Here is a 15,970-nt window from a genome sequence, read left to right as displayed (position 1 = left end):
AACCCGGAATATGCTGAAATGGGTCTGCGTAGCCAGGTTTCCGGCTCCATCGACCTCAACCTTGAAGAACTGATTGATCGCAAGATCTATCGTTTCGTCGGCCACGCAGCGGCTTACGCCTACCTGGCCATGAAAGACGCCATCACTGACTCCGGCCTGACCGAAGAGCAAGTGTCCAACCCGCGTACCGGCCTGATCGCCGGCTCGGGCGGCGCGTCGACCCTGAACCAGATGGAAGCGCTGGACATCCTGCGCGAGAAAGGCGTGAAGCGCGTTGGCCCATACCGTGTAACGCGGACCATGAGCAGCACCGTTTCCGCGTGCCTGGCCACGCCGTTCAAGATCAAGGGCCTGAACTATTCCATCGCGTCTGCCTGCGCCACCAGTGCTCACTGCATCGGTACCGCTATGGAACAGATTCAGATGGGCAAGCAGGACATCGTCTTCGCCGGTGGCGGTGAAGAAGAGCACTGGAGCCAGTCGTTCCTGTTCGACGCGATGGGCGCCCTGTCCAGCAAGCGCAACGACACCCCGGAACAAGCTTCCCGCGCCTACGACGCCGACCGTGACGGTTTCGTCATCGCCGGCGGTGGCGGCATGGTCGTGGTTGAAGAGCTGGAACACGCTCTGGCCCGTGGCGCCAAGATCTACGCTGAAATCGTTGGCTACGGCGCAACATCCGACGGCTACGACATGGTTGCCCCAAGTGGCGAAGGCGCGATCCGCTGCATGCAGATGGCAATGTCCACCGTCGACACCCCGATCGACTACCTGAACACCCACGGCACCTCGACTCCGGTCGGCGACGTCGCGGAAATGAAAGGTGTGCGTGAAGTGTTCGGCGACAAGGCTCCAGCGATCAGCTCGACCAAGAGCCTGTCCGGTCACTCCCTGGGCGCCGCCGGCGTTCACGAAGCGATCTACTGCATGCTGATGATGGAAGGCAACTTCATTGCCGGTTCCGCCAACATCGACGAACTGGACCCTGAAGTGGCCGATCTGCCGGTGCTGACCAAGACCCGCGAGAACGCCACCATCAACACCGTGATGAGCAACAGCTTCGGCTTCGGCGGCACCAACGCCACGCTGGTGCTGAAGCGCTGGGAAGGCAAGTAATTCCCCAGGCTTGAGCCACACATGAAAACGCCCCGACTGGTTCGGGGCGTTTTTTTTGGCCTGCACAAAACTCATGGCGGACACAAATCCCCCATGTAGGAGCTGCCGCAGGCTGCGATCTTTTGATCTTGTCTTTTAAATATCAAAGTCAAAAGATCGCAGCCTGCGGCAGCTCCTACACAGGATTGCGTTAGTCTGAAAATGAAACTTCTGTCATGCAACTTCCCGCCCTGCGACCGAATGTCGCGGATTTAGCGGGCTGCAGCACTGTTGCAAAAACCGCAACAACACCTTGCGCAAATCAAGCGTTTACTTAGCAAGCTAACAAATCATATAAAAGAGTCCTGCACACGCCTTGCTGCAGATAACTTGAGATTTGGAGCTAGCAGATGACTGTAAAAGTAACTGAACGCGACGATTCACACATGTCCCATGAAGGCGTAGCCGCCGGTGTACGGATCTGGGATGTGCATCAACAAGACTTGCTGGTCGGCATGTTCCATAACGAGATCGACGCCCACAACTACAAGGCCGAACTGGAACTGCAAGAACAGCAACGGGATCTGAAAACCGCTTAGGCGAATATTGAACCTGTGGCGAGGGAGCTTGCTCCCGCTGAGGCGCGAAGCGGCCCTGTTCTTTAACTCAAGAGCAGGGGCCTGCTACGCAGTCCAGCGGGAGCAAGCTCCCTCGCCACAGTTGCAAGCTCTCTCGCCACAGTTTGTCGTTGTTACAGCTTTATCGATTTACCACATCAGATCATCAGGGATCTGGTAGGCCGCGTACGGATCGTCCTCGGCATTGACCTCTTCGGTCTGCACGTTGAGCTGCACGATACGCTGCGGGTCGCGCTCCTGGATCTTCAGGGCCGCTTCACGGGGGATCACTTCATAGCCGCCGGCATGGTGCACGATCGCCAGTGATCCGCTGCTGAGCTTGTTGCGCATCAGCGTGTTGACCGAGATGCGCTTGACCTTCTTGTCGTCGACGAAGTTGTAATAGTCCTCGGTGGTCAGCTTGGGCAGACGCGAGACTTCGATCAACTGCTTGACCTGCGCGGCGCGGGCCTTGGCCTCGGCCTTCTCCTGCTGCTGACGGTTCAGCTCCTGGTCGCGCTTGACCTTCTCGGCCATGGCTTCCTGAGCGGCGCGCTGCTGCGAATCATCCAGCTCGGCCTGCCCCTTGTGGGCCAGACGCTGTTGCTTCTGCTTGTCTTTGCTGACCTGCTTGGCCTGCTTTTGGTTGACCAGGCCTGCTTTGAGCAACTGGTCGCGAAGGGAAAGGCTCATTAATGCTTACTCACTTGGGCAACGGCTCAGCCGCAGCTGGGCACATTCTTTTCCTGGCGTTTGGCTTCACCCCACAGGGCGTCCAACTCTTCGAGGGTGCAATCTTCCATGGGACGACGGGTGTCGCGCAATGCCTGTTCGATAAATCGGAAACGTCGTTCGAACTTGGCGTTGGCGCCGCGCAGTGCGGTTTCCGGATCGACTTTCAGATGCCGGGCCAGATTGACCACGGAAAACAGCAGATCGCCGATCTCCTCAGCTACCGCTTCAGGATCGTTCCCGGACATGGCTTCGAGCACTTCATCGAGCTCTTCGCGCACCTTGTCCAATACCGGCAGTGCATCCGGCCAGTCGAAGCCAACCTGCCCGGCGCGCTTCTGCAACTTGGCCGAACGCGACAGTGCCGGCAGCGCGGCAGGCACATCGTCGAGCAGTGACAGCTGTTCGGGCGCGGCGGATTTCTCGGCGCGCTCTTCGGCCTTGATCTCCTCCCAGCGCTGCTTGACCTGTTCTTCGCTCAGACGCGGCACGTCCAGCGGCGCATACAGATCACCAGTGGGGAATACGTGCGGATGACGGCGGATCAGCTTGCGGGTGATGCTGTCGACCACCCCGGCGAATTCAAAGCGCCCTTCTTCCCGGGCCAACTGGCTGTAATAGACCACCTGAAACAGCAGATCGCCCAGCTCGCCCTGCAAGTGATCGAAGTCGCCGCGCTCGATGGCATCGGCCACTTCGTAGGCTTCTTCGAGGGTGTGCGGGACGATGGTCGCGTAGGTTTGCTTGATGTCCCACGGGCAACCGTACTGCGGGTCGCGCAGGCGGTTCATGAGGTGGAGCAGGTCTTCAAGGCTGTACATACAAAATCTCACTCAACCGTGTAGGAGCTGCCGCAGGCTGCGATCTTTTGATCTTGAAAACAAAGTCAAAAGATCGCAGCCTGCGGCAGCTCCTACAGGGGACCGCGTTATGGGGTACGGTTACGCCGCGTCTCGATGATGTTCGGCAACTGCGAAATCCGCCCCAACAAGCGCCCGAGAGCATCCAGCCCGGGGATCTCGATGGTCAGCGACATCAGCGCGGTGTTGTCTTCCTTGTTCGAGCGGGTGTTGACCGCCAGCACGTTGATCCGCTCATTGAGCAGCACCTGCGAGACGTCACGCAGCAGACCGGAACGGTCGTAGGCGCGGATGACGATGTCCACCGGATAGGTGAGCACCGGCACCGGCCCCCAACTGACCTGGATGATCCGCTCCGGCTCGCGGCCGCCCAGTTGCAGCACCGAGGCGCAGTCCTGCCGGTGAATGCTCACGCCCCGACCCTGGGTGATGTAGCCGACAATCGCGTCGCCCGGCAGCGGCTGGCAGCAGCCAGCCATCTGCGTCATCAGGTTGCCGACGCCCTGGATCTGGATATCGCCACGCTTGCCCGGCTTGTAGCCCGTGGCCTTGCGCGGGATAAGTTCCAGCTGTTCGTTGCCGCGTTCCGGCTCGACCAGTTGCTGCGCCAGGTTGACCAGTTGCGCCAGACGCAGGTCGCCGGCACCCAGGGCGGCGAACATGTCTTCGGCGGTTTTCATGTTGGCCTTTTCGGCCAGCTTGTCGAAATCCACCGCCGGCAGACCGAGGCGATTGAGTTCGCGCTCGATCAGGGTTTTACCGGCCGCGACGTTCTGGTCACGGGCCTGCAACTTGAACCAGTGAACGATCTTCGCCCGCGCCCGCGAGGTGGTGACGTAGCCCAGGTTCGGGTTCAGCCAGTCGCGGCTCGGCGTACCGTGCTTGCTGGTGATGATCTCGACCTGTTCACCGGTCTGCAGGCTGTAGTTGAGCGGCACGATCCGGCCGTTGATCTTCGCGCCACGGCAGTTGTGACCGATTTCGGTGTGCACGCGGTAGGCAAAGTCCAGCGGCGTCGCGCCTTTCGGCAAGTCGATGGCATGACCGTCCGGGGTGAAGATGTAGACCCGATCCGGTTCGATATCGACCCGCAGCTGTTCGGCCAGACCACCGATATCGCCCAGCTCTTCGTGCCACTCGAGGACCTGCCGCAGCCAGGAGATTTTCTCTTCGTAGTGGTTGGAACCGGATTTGACGTCGGTGCCCTTGTAGCGCCAGTGCGCGCAGACGCCGAGTTCGGCTTCTTCGTGCATCGAGTGCGTACGGATCTGCACTTCGAGAACCTTGCCTTCCGGACCGATTACAGCGGTGTGCAACGAGCGGTAGCCGTTCTCTTTCGGGTTGGCGATGTAGTCGTCGAATTCTTTCGGGATGTGCCGCCACAGGGTGTGGACGATGCCGAGCGCGGTGTAGCAGTCGCGCATTTCCGGCACCAGCACGCGCACGGCGCGCACGTCGTAGATCTGGCTGAATTCCAGACCCTTGCGCTGCATTTTGCGCCAGATCGAATAGATGTGTTTGGCCCGGCCGCTGATGTCGGCGTCGACGCCGGTGGCCTGCAATTCGTCCTTGAGCTGGGTCATCACATCGCTGATGAACCGCTCACGGTCCAGCCGCCGCTCGTGGAGCAGCTTGGCGATCTGTTTGTATTGATCGGGTTCCAGGTAACGGAAGGACAGGTCCTCCAGCTCCCACTTGATATGACCGATGCCGAGCCGATGCGCGAGCGGCGCATAGATGTCGAAAACTTCCCGGGCGACGCGGTTACGCTTTTCGTCGTCGGCGGTTTTCACCGCACGAATGGCGCAGGTACGTTCGGCCAGTTTGATCAGCGCGACACGCACGTCGTCGACCATCGCCACCAGCATCTTGCGCAGGTTTTCCACCTGGCCCTGGGTGCCCATCACCATCGACTGGCGCGGGCTGAGGCTGGCACTGATTGCCGCCATGCGCTGCACGCCGTCGATCAGCTTGGCAACGACGGGACCGAAGCGCTGGCCAACCGCCGCGAGTTCGATCTGGCCTTCGCGGACGCCGCGATACAGCACCGCCGCGACCAGCGAGTCCTGGTCGAGCTTGAGGTCGGCGAGGATCTCGGCGATCTCCAGTCCCGTGCTGAAACTGCCGGAGCCTTCGGCCCACAGATTCTTCTTGGCATTGGACTGCTGTTCGGCCTCGCGAGCGAACTCGCAGGCTTCTTTCAAGGCTTCGCGATCCAGCGCCATGTCGACACTGACCGCGTGATCGAGCCAAGCCTCGAGATTGATACTGCCGTCAGTGTTGATCGGCTGGTGTGCTCTCACCTGTACCATGCTGCTTTACCTTCCCTACGACGCAGATTCAATGCGTCAAATCGCTGACCCCCAATGCCCGGATGCGCTCGCGGGGCTAAAGCGAGCGCCGCCCGGACAGGTCAGACGGATTCAGACGAGCCATCCTGGCTCGCTTCAAATAACGCCATGGCCTCGACATGTGCCGTCTGAGGAAACATATCGAGAATCCCGGCACGTTTTAACCGGTAGCCCTGCTTGATCAATTCGACCGTATCGCGCGCCAGAGTTGCCGGGTTGCACGATACATACACCAACCGTTTGGCACCCAGGGTCGCGAGCTTGCGCACCACCTCGAAAGCACCGTCACGCGGTGGGTCCAAGAGTACCGCAGAAAAGCCGTTTCCGATCCACTGAGCATCGGTCAAAGGCTGGGATAAATCGGCTTGAAAAAACTTTGTGTTATGCAAATTGTTGCTAGCGGCATTCGCAGCGGCACGGTCGACCATGGTTTGCACGCCCTCCACCGCCACCACTTCACGCACGCTTTTGGCCAGTGGCAAGGCGAAGTTACCCAGACCGCAGAACAGGTCGAGCACGCGCTCGTCAGCGGTCGGCTTCAGCCAGTCCAGCGCCTGCGCGACCATCGCCTCATTGACCCCGGCGTTGACCTGAATGAAATCCCCCGGCCGCCAGGCCAGATCCAGATCCCACTGTTCCAGGCGATAGCCCAGCGACTGCGTGGCATCCACCGGTTGCGGCTCGCCTTCGCCATGCAGCCACAGCTGCGCATGATGAAATTGGCAGAAATCCTTGAGGATCGTCAGGTCGGCTTCGGACAACGGCGCCATGTGCCGCAGCAACACCGCCAGTGATGAACCGCTGAACAACTCGACATGCCCCAGCGCCTGCGGTTTGCTCAAACGACGGAGCATTTCCGGCAGACGGGTCATGATCGGCTGCAAGGGCTGTACCAGCACCGGGCATTCGTTGATGGCGACGATGTCCTGGCTGCCGGCAGCGCGGAAGCCGACTTCAAGCTGCTTGGCTTTCATGTCCCAGCGCACGGCGATCCGCGCCCGGCGGCGATAGCCGAACTCCGGACCGGTCAACGGCGCCGCCCATTCGTCAGGTTCGACCCCGGCGACCTTCGACAGCTGCTCGGCGAGCATGCGCTGTTTCAGGGCAAGCTGTTCGGCGTGGGGCAAGTGTTGCACGCTGCAACCGCCGCAGCGGCCGGCATGCTGACAGGCTGCCGGACGACGCAATTCGCTGGCCTTGAACACGCGCTCGGTGCGCGCCTCGACCACTTTGCCGCGGGCGCCAAGCACCCGCGCCTCGACTTCTTCACCGGCGAGGGCGCCGAGGACGAACCAGGTTTTGCCTTCAAAAAACGCGATGCCGCGACCGTCATTGGCCAGGCGCTCGATGCTCAAGCGCTGCTTTTTGCCGGTCGGGATTTGCGCGGCCTTGCTGCCGCCGGTGGGTTGGAAGCGCAGGCCTCTCTCATGCTTGGCCATCAGTTGGGCGCGTCGAAAATGCCGGTCGACAGATAACGGTCGCCACGGTCGCAGATGATCGCGACGATCACCGCGTTTTCAACTTCTCTGGACAGGCGCAGCATTGCTGCCACCGCGCCGCCCGAGGACACGCCACAGAAGATGCCTTCTTCGCGGGCCAGACGCCGGGTGACGTCTTCAGCCTCGTTTTGCGCCATGTCGACAATGCGGTCGACGCGGTCGGCCTGATAGATCTTCGGCAAGTATTCCTGCGGCCAGCGGCGGATGCCGGGAATGGCCGAGCCTTCCATTGGCTGCAGGCCGACGATCTGCACGCTGTCGCTCTGCTCTTTCAAGTAGCGCGACACGCCCATGATGGTGCCGGTGGTGCCCATCGAACTGACGAAATGGGTGATGGTGCCCTGGGTCTGACGCCAGATCTCCGGGCCGGTGGTGGTGTAATGCGCTTCAGGATTGTCGCCATTGGCGAACTGATCGAGCACCTTGCCACGGCCTTCGGCTTCCATCCGCTGAGCCAAATCGCGAGCGCCTTCCATGCCCTCTTCCTGACTGACCAGAATCAGCTCGGCACCGTAAGCGGTCATCGCCGCCTTGCGCTCGGCGCTGGAGTTGTCCGGCATGATCAGGATCATCTTGTAACCCTTGATCGCGGCAGCCATGGCCAGCGCAATCCCGGTGTTGCCCGAGGTCGCTTCGATCAGCGTGTCGCCGGCGTGGATCTGCCCGCGCAGTTCGGCACGGGTGATCATCGACAGCGCCGGACGATCCTTGACCGAACCCGCCGGGTTGTTCCCTTCGAGCTTGAGCAATAAGGTGTTGCTGGTGGCACCGGGCAGGCGCTGCAAACGCACCAGCGGAGTGTTGCCGACGCAATCGGCGATGGTTGGGTACTGCAGGGTCATGGCGTATTCGCAATCCAGACGTGCGGGGGCGCCTATCATACCGGCAAACGTCCGCAGGCCATATCACGCAAAGTATGGTGCTTATGGTTTATGGGAATAAGCAGATGAAGGTCACACCAGTGGTGCGACTTTTGAGTTCCGCGGTGAATCGAAGGGCCTCTTCGCGAGCAAGCCCGCTCCCACAGGAAGGGGGTGGTGTCGGTTATACAATCTGCGGACGACACACATCCACTGTGGGAGCGGGCTTGCTCGCGAAGGCGTCTGCCGCCACGCCGCCATCATCGGCAATCAACCGCAGATTCAGCCGCAACCCTGCCCCGGTATTCTCCGCCCACAACAAACCACCCTGGCGCTGCACCGCATTCCTCGCAATGCTCAGCCCCAGACCAAACCCGCCATCCCCCGGGCGCGAGCCGTCGAGGCGGGTGAACGGCGAGAAGATCCGTTGCAGATCGCCCTCGGCCACACCGCCGCCCTGATCCTCCAGCCACAAATGCCAGTAATCGCCGTCACGCCGCCCATCCAGGCGGACGATGCCGCCCTCGGGCGAATGACGGATGGCATTGCGCAGAATGTTCTCCAGCGCTTGCGCCAAAGTATTGAGGTTGCCGCGCACCCAGCACGAAGACGGCACCGCGCACTGCAATTGCAGGCTCGGCCAGCCGCTTTCATAACAGGCATTATCGGTGAGCATTTCCCACAGCGCCTGAATCTGGATCGCTTCGTCCGGCAGCGGCGCGCGCTCGGTGTCGAGCCACGCCAGTTGCAGGGTGTCTTCGACCAGGCGTTGCATGCCATCGACTTCACGACTGATGCGCTCGCGCAGTTGGCGCAGATCCTGCTCGCTTTCACTGGCGACTCGCAGGCGACTCAGTGGCGTACGCAGTTCATGGGACAGGTCGCGCAGCAGCTGCTGTTGCAGGGCGACGGTGGATTGCAGGCGTTCGGACATCGAGTCGAAGGCCCGCGCCAGCTCGCCGAGTTCGTCCGGACGCTCGGTGATCCCGCTCGACAGACGCACATTCAATTGATCGGCGCGCCAGGCGTTGGCCTGCTCGCGCAGGTTGTTCAGCGGCACCACCAGCAAGCGATACAGTCCGACACACAGCAGCAAGGTGAACAATCCCGGAATCACGCCGTTGGTGATCACTCGCCAGAACACCCGGTATTTACCCGGCAGAAAACGCTCGGGCAACTCGATCACCAGACTGCCGGCAGACGGGTCCTGGGGAAACGGCACCCGCAGCCATGGCCGGCCTTGCTTGTGGATCGGCCAGTCGAGGCCGCGCAAAAAGGTCAGGTGCTGGATTTCCTGTTCATTCAATGGATCGCTGCTCAACGACTGCAGGTTGCGGTCGATCACCCCTACCCAACCGGCTTCGCGCAACTCCATGCTCTGCAACCAGTTATCGACCCCGTCGCGCTCGCCGCGCTGCCACGCCCGTTCGGCTTCGCCGGCATAGCGGGTCAGCGTGCCGCGCGCCTGGTCGGAGAGAAACTGGTTGCGTTCCTCCATATAGCGGCCCCACGACCAACTCAGCCAGATCATCAGCAGACAGAACGCCACCAGCAGACACGCCAGTTTCCAGAACAGCGAATGCCGCCCCGGCAGATCAGAGACTTTCATCGGATGCACTCAGCACATAGCCCCTGCCCCACACCGTGCGCACTTCACGCTCGGTGTAACCGATGGCCTTGAGTTTGCGGCGGATCTGGCTGATGTGCATGTCGAGGCTGCGGTCGTGGGCCGCGTAACCGCGTTGCAGAACATGCTGATAGAGGAAGGCTTTGCTCAGCACTTCTTCATCGTTGCGATTGAGGGTTTCCAGCAGACGATATTCGCTGCGGGTCAGGCCGGCGGCCTGCTGGTGATAGAAGACTTCGCACTGTTCATCGTCGAAGCGCAGCGCGCCGCTGGTGGCAGGTGGCGCCACGGCCGCGGGGCGCCGGTCCAGCGCCACCCGGCGCAGAATCGCCTCGATCCGCACATGCAACTCGGCCATGCTGAACGGTTTGGGCAGGTAATCATCGGCGCCCAGACGGAAGCCACTGATGCGATCGGCCTCGGCGCCGAGGGCCGACATCAGCAGCACCGGCGTCGAATGGCTCTGGCGCAATTGCGTCAGCACTTTGAGGCCATCGAGCCCCGGCAACAGAATGTCCATCAGCACCACGTCGAACGGCTGGTGACGCGCGATGTTCAGCCCTTCTTGGCCGTTCTGGCACCAGGTCACCGCAAAGCCGCTACGGCCCAGATGTTCGTGAACGTAGGCGCCCAGAACCGGGTCGTCCTCGATGGCAAGAATGCGTGGCGAATCGGTGGAGACAAGAGTCATGAGTATCTGCAAATAATTCTCAGTTGGCCGATTATTCAAGATTGCCCGCAATGGGGCAACCCAAGGTTGGCCTGCCGGACAAACGCGCCCGCCCGCACCGACCGCTGGCATGAGCATTTTTCCGAAGATTGCCTGCCCGCAAATCGCTACACTGCGCCCATGTCGCGTGCCGGATGCACGTGCGAGTCAACAGTTCAGCGGGATGCAGGAGATGGGTGTGCTCAAGAAACTGGGAATCAAAGGTCGCGTATTGTTGCTGACCCTGTTGCCCACCAGCCTGATGGCGTTGGTGCTCGGTGGCTATTTCACCTGGATGCAACAGTCCGACCTGCAGACCCAACTGATGCAGCGCGGTGAAATGATCGCCGAGCAACTGGCACCGCTGGTGGCGCCCGCCATGGGCCACGGCAACACCGATCTGCTCGAACGCATCGCCACCCAATCGCTCGAACAACCCGACGTGCGCGCCGTGACCTTCCTCGCCCCCGACCGCACACCGCTGGCGCACGCCGGCCCGACCATGCTCAATCAGGCGCCCAGCGGCGACAGCGCGCAACTGCAACGGCGCAGCGGCAATGACGCCACCCGGTACCTGATGCCGGTGTTCGGCAAACATCGCAATCTTGCCGGTGATCTGATCCCCGCAGAATCCGAGCGCCTGCTCGGCTGGGTCGAACTTGAGCTGTCGCATAACGGCATGCTGCTGCGCGGTTATCGCAGTCTGTTTGCCAGCCTGCTGCTGATTGCCGCTGGCCTTGCCGGCGCGGCCCTGCTTGCATTGCGCATGGGCCGCACCATCAACCGCCCGCTGAGCCAGATCAAACACGCGGTCGCGCAACTCAAGGACGGTCATCTGGAAACCCGCCTGCCACCGCTCGGCAGTCAGGAGCTGGACGAACTCGCCTCGGGCATCAACCGCATGGCCGGGACCCTGCAGAATGCCCGCGAAGAACTGCAACACAGCGTCGATCAGGCCACCGAAGACGTGCGGCAGAATCTGGAAACCATCGAGATCCAGAACATCGAACTGGACCTGGCACGCAAAGAGGCACTGGAAGCAAGCCGGATCAAATCCGAATTCCTCGCCAACATGAGCCACGAGATCCGCACGCCGCTCAACGGCATTCTCGGTTTCACGCATCTGTTGCAGAAAAGCGAACTGACCCCGCGCCAGCTCGACTATCTGGGCACCATCGAAAAGTCCGCCGACAGCCTGCTCGGGATCATCAACGAAATCCTCGATTTCTCGAAGATCGAGGCCGGCAAACTGGTGCTCGACCATATCCCGTTCAACCTGCGCGACCTGCTGCAGGACACCCTGACCATCCTGGCGCCGGCAGCCCACGCCAAGCAATTGGAACTGGTCAGTCTGGTCTATCGCGACACGCCGCTGTCGCTGGTCGGTGACCCGCTACGCCTGAAGCAGATCCTCACCAACCTGGTCAGCAACGCGATCAAGTTCACCCGCGAAGGCACCATCGTCGCCCGCGCCATGCTCGAAGAAGAGCACGAAGACAGCGTGCAACTGCGCATCAGCATTCAGGACACCGGCATCGGCCTGTCGAGTCAGGATGTGCGTGCGTTGTTCCAGGCCTTCAGTCAGGCCGACAATTCGCTGTCGCGCCAGCCCGGCGGTACCGGTCTGGGTCTGGTGATTTCCAAGCGCCTGATCGAACAGATGGGCGGCGAAATCGGCGTCGACAGTACGCCGGGCGAAGGCTCTGAATTCTGGATCAGCCTGAGCCTGCCGAAAACCCGCGACGACAGCGAAGACCTGCCGGCCCCGCCGCTGCTCGGACGTCGCGTGGCGGTGCTGGAAAATCACGAACTGGCGCGTCAGGCGCTGCAACATCAACTGGAAGACTGCGGCCTCGACGTCACGCCGTTCAATACGCTGGAGAGCCTGACCAACGGCGTCACCGGCGCGCACCAGACCGATCAGGCCATCGACCTTGCGGTGCTCGGTATCACCAGCAACGACATGCTCCCGGAGCGCCTGAACCAGCACATCTGGGATCTGGAACATCTGGGCTGCAAAGTGCTGGTGCTGTGCCCGACCACCGAACAGACGCTGTTCCATCTTTCGGTGCCCAACCCGCACAGTCAGCTTCAGGCCAAACCGGCCTGCACGCGCAAATTGCGCCGGGCGCTGGCCGATCTGGCCAACCCGCGCCAGCCGCGCAGCGAACCGGGCGAACCGCTGTCGAGCCGCGCGCCGAAAGTGCTGTGCGTCGACGACAACCCGGCCAACCTGTTGCTGGTGCAGACCCTGCTCGAAGACATGGGCGCCAAGGTGCTTGCGGTGGAAAGCGGCTATGCGGCGGTCAAGGCGGTGCAGAGCGAATCCTTCGATCTGGTGCTGATGGACGTGCAGATGCCGGGCATGGACGGACGCCAGACCACCGAAACCATCCGCCAGTGGGAAAGCGAACGGCATTGCACGCCGCTGCCGATCGTCGCCCTCACCGCCCATGCCATGGCCAACGAAAAACGCGCCCTGCTGCAAAGCGGCATGGATGACTACCTGACCAAACCGATCAGCGAGCGGCAACTGGCGCAAGTGGTGCTGAAATGGACCGGTCTGGCCTTGCGCAATCAGGGGCCGGAGCGTGCCAGCGACAGCGCGGCGGGCAGCAGCGAACTGCCGGTGCTCGACCACGAGGAAGGCCTGCGTCTGGCTGCCGGGAAAGCAGACCTGGCGGCGGACATGCTGGCAATGCTGCTGGCCTCACTGGAAGCCGACCGCGAAGCGATTCGCGCCGCCAGCGAAGCCCGTGATCAGAACGCATTGATCGAACGCGTGCATCGCCTGCACGGCGCGACTCGATATTGTGGCGTGCCGCAATTGCGCGCGGCCTGTCAACGCAGTGAAACCCTGCTCAAACAGGGCGACCCCAAAGCCGTAGCGGCGCTGGAAGAGTTGGAGCGGGCGATCAATCGCCTCGCGACCCAAGCCAGGATCAGCGCCTGATCCACGGCAATGCCGGCAGCGGTATCTGCGGTTAAAGTGGTGGCCGTCAACGCTGACTCGCCACCCCGGTTCCAGGAGGAATTTATGCGCACGCTCGTTTTCAGCAGCCAGACCTACGACCGCGACAGCTTCCTCGCCGCCGCCTGCCCGGCCGGGATAGAACTGCACTTCCAGCCGGCCCGGCTCAGTCTCGACACCGCCGCCCTCGCCGATCAGCACGAGGTGGTCTGCGCCTTCATCAACGATGACCTCAGCGCCCCGGTGCTGGAGCGACTCGCCGCCGGCGGCACGCGACTGATCGCGCTGCGCTCGGCGGGCTATAACCATGTCGATCTGCTCGCAGCGAAACGCCTCGGGCTGGCCGTGGTGCGGGTCCCGGCCTATTCGCCGCATGCGGTGGCCGAACATGCGGTGGCGCTGATTCTCGCGCTCAACCGACGCCTGCACCGCGCCTACAACCGTACCCGCGAAGGCGATTTCACGCTGCACGGCCTGACCGGTTTCGATCTGGTGGGCAAGACCGTCGGCATCGTCGGCACCGGGCAGATTGGCGCGACCTTCGCGAAAATCATGCACGGCTTCGGCTGTGAGTTGCTGGCCTACGATCCGTACCCGAATCCCGAAGTCGTGGCCTTGGGCGCACGTTATCTGAGCCTGCCGGAATTGCTCGCGCAGTCGCGGATCATCAGCCTGCACTGCCCGCTCAACGCGCAAAGCAAACACTTGATCAATCGTGAATCACTGGCGCACCTGCAACCGGGGGCGATGTTGATCAACACCGGACGCGGCGGCCTGGTGGACACGCCGGCGCTGATCGACGCCCTGAAGGACGGCCAACTGGGCTATATGGGACTGGATGTGTATGAGGAAGAGGCGCAGCTGTTTTTCGAGGATCGCAGCGACTTGCCGTTGCAGGACGACGTGCTGGCGCGGCTGCTGACCTTCCCGAATGTGATCATCACCGCGCATCAGGCGTTTCTGACCCACGAGGCGCTGGGCGCGATTGCCGCAACCACCCTGCACAACATCGCGACCTGGGCTGCTGGCGCGCCGCAGAACCAGGTCGAAGGCTGAGGATTACCGGCTTATTTCGGCGACAGCGACGAGGCCAGGATCAGCAATGCCAGCCAGCCAAAACCGAAGAAGCGTTGCTTCATCGAGTGGCCGTTACGCAGCAGGAACCAGACAAAGACCATCGGCAACAGAAACACCATGATCTTCAACCAGCCTTCCACCGGACGCGAACCGTCGGCGTTGGCCTGGGGTTGCGCAGCGGGCTCAGGTTGTCGACGGCGGCGACCGACCGCGGCCGGTGTCACTCTCGGCACTGGCTCCGGGGCTGGCGGCGGGACAAAGGCTTCAGGCACGGACTTGTTGCGCGGCAGGCTGCCAAATGAAATCGTTCCCGCTGCGGCGGCGACCGTCGCCTGCGGCGGATTGTGCCCGTGCTGCTGCGCCATCGGCGCGCCACAATGAATGCACGCCTTCGCTTCCGAGCTGATGCTCCGCTTGCATTCATAACATTCGATCAGCGCCATGTTCCGTTCCCTCAGAGTGAAGGGCGGCAGTTTGCCATGAGCGCCGAGCAATTTGAACCGGATCGAAGGTCGCACACGTACGCCATCCTGCAATCCTGCCCGTGCTAGCATGTCGCGCAGATTTGGAGGACCCATGGTCGAACACGATTTCCGCTACACCCTGATGAACCCGCAACACACCCTCACCGAATGCCGCGCCCTCGTACCGGGCCGCTATCAGGTCACCGGCAACGGTGGCTCGATCCGCAACGGTGACGTCCTGTTGGTCACCCTCAAAGGCAGCAAGGACTTGTCCATGCGCCTGACCGTCGACACCGTGCGCCACCTGATCAATCCGCCGGGCCAATGGACCGCGATGACCACGGGCCCGGTGTTCGGCGAACTGGCGATCCACACCTGGCAGGTCAACTGCGACAGCTGCGCCAAAGAGCTGAACTTCGAGTTCGCGGTGGACGCCAAGCTGGGCAAGAACGCCGAGAAACCGGCCGCCACGGCGCGCATCGCCGAGCTGGGCTGGAAAGCCGTCGGCGACAAGCACCTGTGCCCGAAATGCCAGGAGCCTGCGTGATGAAACGCCTTGCCCTGCCGCTGTTGGTCGGTGCCGCTCTGGTGGGCTGCGCCGCAGAGCCTGTGCAATTGCAGCAGAATCGCAGCTACATTCTGGAGTGGATCGGCGAGCGGCCATTGATGGATTACAGCCATCTGACCGTGACCCTCGGTGACGATGGCCGCGCGTATGGCAACGGCGGTTGCAACCACTGGTTCGCGCCGTACACCCTCGAAGGCGACAAGCTGAGCTTCGGCCCGATCGGCAAGACCCGCAAACTCTGCGCCCCGGCGCTGATGGAGCAGGAACAACGCTTCCTGCAGGCGCTGCAAGGCGTCGAGCGGTGGGACATCTCACCGATCGAGCAGATGCGTTTCTGGCCGGCGGAAGGCAAGCCGCTGCGTTGGTGGCTGGAAGAGGGTTAACCCCCTTAGACGCACACTGAGGTTACTGTGGCGAGGGAGCTTGCTCCCGCTCGGCTGCGCAGCAGTCGCAAAACCGTTAACCGCGCGTTGCCGGAGACACCGAGTCAGCAGGGTTTGGGGCCGCTTCGCGGCCAAGCGGGAGCAAGCTCCCTCGCCA

14 protein-coding genes are annotated in these 15,970 nt (G+C 62.0%); 6 read left to right on the top strand and 8 right to left on the bottom strand.

The genetic code is table 11. The annotated features are described in order from the left end of the window. Both fabB and ACIOUG_RS21735 read left to right on the top strand, forming a co-directional pair. A partial coding sequence (fabB, locus tag ACIOUG_RS21740) for a beta-ketoacyl-ACP synthase I (RefSeq protein WP_401068557.1) occupies window positions 1-1,116 on the top strand: 1,116 nt, incomplete at its 5' end. 389 nt (window positions 1,117-1,505) lie between these two features. Further along, window positions 1,506-1,694 carry a hypothetical protein gene (locus ACIOUG_RS21735; protein ID WP_401068556.1) on the top strand — a complete coding sequence of 63 codons (189 nt, stop codon included), beginning with the start codon at window positions 1,506-1,508 and terminating at the stop codon, window positions 1,692-1,694. A gap of 168 nt (window positions 1,695-1,862) precedes the next feature. On the opposite strand, the gene ACIOUG_RS21730 is transcribed toward ACIOUG_RS21735, so the two are convergent. The 7 genes from ACIOUG_RS21730 to ACIOUG_RS21700 all read right to left on the bottom strand — a co-directional run bounded on the left by ACIOUG_RS21730 (window position 1,863) and on the right by ACIOUG_RS21700 (window position 10,332). Beyond that, window positions 1,863-2,405: a DUF2058 domain-containing protein gene (locus ACIOUG_RS21730; protein ID WP_007968960.1), complete on the bottom strand. Its 543-nt coding sequence runs from the start codon at window positions 2,403-2,405 to the stop codon at window positions 1,863-1,865. Between the two features lie 26 nt (window positions 2,406-2,431). Then, window positions 2,432-3,265, bottom strand: a complete 834-nt coding sequence (mazG, locus tag ACIOUG_RS21725; protein ID WP_401068555.1) for a nucleoside triphosphate pyrophosphohydrolase — start codon at window positions 3,263-3,265, stop codon at window positions 2,432-2,434. A 107-nt stretch (window positions 3,266-3,372) separates the two neighbouring features. Continuing rightward, a complete protein-coding gene (relA, locus tag ACIOUG_RS21720) occupies window positions 3,373-5,616 on the bottom strand; it encodes a GTP diphosphokinase (protein ID WP_095137164.1) in 2,244 nt (747 codons plus the stop codon). 101 nt (window positions 5,617-5,717) lie between these two features. After that, window positions 5,718-7,094 (bottom strand): 23S rRNA (uracil(1939)-C(5))-methyltransferase RlmD, encoded by a 1,377-nt coding sequence (gene rlmD, locus ACIOUG_RS21715; protein WP_401068553.1) that lies wholly within the window; start codon window positions 7,092-7,094, stop codon window positions 5,718-5,720. After that, window positions 7,094-7,996, bottom strand: a complete 903-nt coding sequence (gene cysM, locus ACIOUG_RS21710; RefSeq protein WP_401068563.1) for a cysteine synthase CysM — start codon at window positions 7,994-7,996, stop codon at window positions 7,094-7,096. Before cysM ends, rlmD begins: the two co-directional genes overlap by 1 nt. 202 nt (window positions 7,997-8,198) lie before the next feature. Beyond that, window positions 8,199-9,623: a histidine kinase sensor domain-containing protein gene (locus ACIOUG_RS21705; RefSeq protein ID WP_401068551.1), complete on the bottom strand. Its 1,425-nt coding sequence runs from the start codon at window positions 9,621-9,623 to the stop codon at window positions 8,199-8,201. Beyond that, window positions 9,610-10,332, bottom strand: a complete 723-nt coding sequence (locus ACIOUG_RS21700) for a response regulator transcription factor (protein WP_401068550.1) — start codon at window positions 10,330-10,332, stop codon at window positions 9,610-9,612. The genes ACIOUG_RS21705 and ACIOUG_RS21700 overlap by 14 nt, the downstream gene beginning before the upstream one ends. Before the next feature lie 217 nt (window positions 10,333-10,549). Here ACIOUG_RS21700 and ACIOUG_RS21695 point away from each other — a divergent pair, with 217 nt between their 5' ends. Next, window positions 10,550-13,303: a response regulator gene (locus ACIOUG_RS21695; RefSeq protein WP_401068561.1), complete on the top strand. Its 2,754-nt coding sequence runs from the start codon at window positions 10,550-10,552 to the stop codon at window positions 13,301-13,303. Window positions 13,304-13,387: 84 nt separating this feature from the next. Beyond that, window positions 13,388-14,377: a 2-hydroxyacid dehydrogenase gene (locus ACIOUG_RS21690; RefSeq protein WP_401068548.1), complete on the top strand. Its 990-nt coding sequence runs from the start codon at window positions 13,388-13,390 to the stop codon at window positions 14,375-14,377. A gap of 11 nt (window positions 14,378-14,388) precedes the next feature. Here the strand turns inward: ACIOUG_RS21690 and ACIOUG_RS21685 are convergent, their stop codons facing one another. Beyond that, a complete protein-coding gene (locus ACIOUG_RS21685) occupies window positions 14,389-14,841 on the bottom strand; it encodes a hypothetical protein (protein WP_401068546.1) in 453 nt (150 codons plus the stop codon). 133 nt (window positions 14,842-14,974) lie between these two features. Here ACIOUG_RS21685 and ACIOUG_RS21680 point away from each other — a divergent pair, with 133 nt between their 5' ends. Then, a complete protein-coding gene (locus ACIOUG_RS21680) occupies window positions 14,975-15,409 on the top strand; it encodes a hypothetical protein (RefSeq protein ID WP_102358083.1) in 435 nt (144 codons plus the stop codon). After that, window positions 15,409-15,813 (top strand): META domain-containing protein, encoded by a 405-nt coding sequence (locus ACIOUG_RS21675; RefSeq protein WP_098965082.1) that lies wholly within the window; start codon window positions 15,409-15,411, stop codon window positions 15,811-15,813. The genes ACIOUG_RS21680 and ACIOUG_RS21675 overlap by 1 nt, the downstream gene beginning before the upstream one ends. Window positions 15,814-15,970: the final 157 nt, after the last annotated feature.

It is taken from the genome of Pseudomonas sp. NPDC087803 (genome assembly GCF_044742995.1).
Lineage (GTDB): Bacteria > Pseudomonadota > Gammaproteobacteria > Pseudomonadales > Pseudomonadaceae > Aquipseudomonas.
This window is presented reverse-complemented; position numbering and strand designations above follow the sequence as displayed.

Coding starts and splice junctions, on each gene's coding strand:
- ACIOUG_RS21735 (WP_401068556.1), top strand. CDS start 1,506: ATGACTGTAAAAGTAACTGAACGCGACGATTCACACATGTCCCATGAA.
- ACIOUG_RS21730 (WP_007968960.1), bottom strand. CDS start 2,405: ATGAGCCTTTCCCTTCGCGACCAGTTGCTCAAAGCAGGCCTGGTCAAC.
- mazG (WP_401068555.1), bottom strand. CDS start 3,265: ATGTACAGCCTTGAAGACCTGCTCCACCTCATGAACCGCCTGCGCGAC.
- relA (WP_095137164.1), bottom strand. CDS start 5,616: ATGGTACAGGTGAGAGCACACCAGCCGATCAACACTGACGGCAGTATC.
- rlmD (WP_401068553.1), bottom strand. CDS start 7,094: ATGGCCAAGCATGAGAGAGGCCTGCGCTTCCAACCCACCGGCGGCAGC.
- cysM (WP_401068563.1), bottom strand. CDS start 7,996: ATGACCCTGCAGTACCCAACCATCGCCGATTGCGTCGGCAACACTCCG.
- ACIOUG_RS21705 (WP_401068551.1), bottom strand. CDS start 9,623: ATGAAAGTCTCTGATCTGCCGGGGCGGCATTCGCTGTTCTGGAAACTG.
- ACIOUG_RS21700 (WP_401068550.1), bottom strand. CDS start 10,332: ATGACTCTTGTCTCCACCGATTCGCCACGCATTCTTGCCATCGAGGAC.
- ACIOUG_RS21690 (WP_401068548.1), top strand. CDS start 13,388: ATGCGCACGCTCGTTTTCAGCAGCCAGACCTACGACCGCGACAGCTTC.
- ACIOUG_RS21685 (WP_401068546.1), bottom strand. CDS start 14,841: ATGGCGCTGATCGAATGTTATGAATGCAAGCGGAGCATCAGCTCGGAA.
- ACIOUG_RS21680 (WP_102358083.1), top strand. CDS start 14,975: ATGGTCGAACACGATTTCCGCTACACCCTGATGAACCCGCAACACACC.
- ACIOUG_RS21675 (WP_098965082.1), top strand. CDS start 15,409: ATGAAACGCCTTGCCCTGCCGCTGTTGGTCGGTGCCGCTCTGGTGGGC.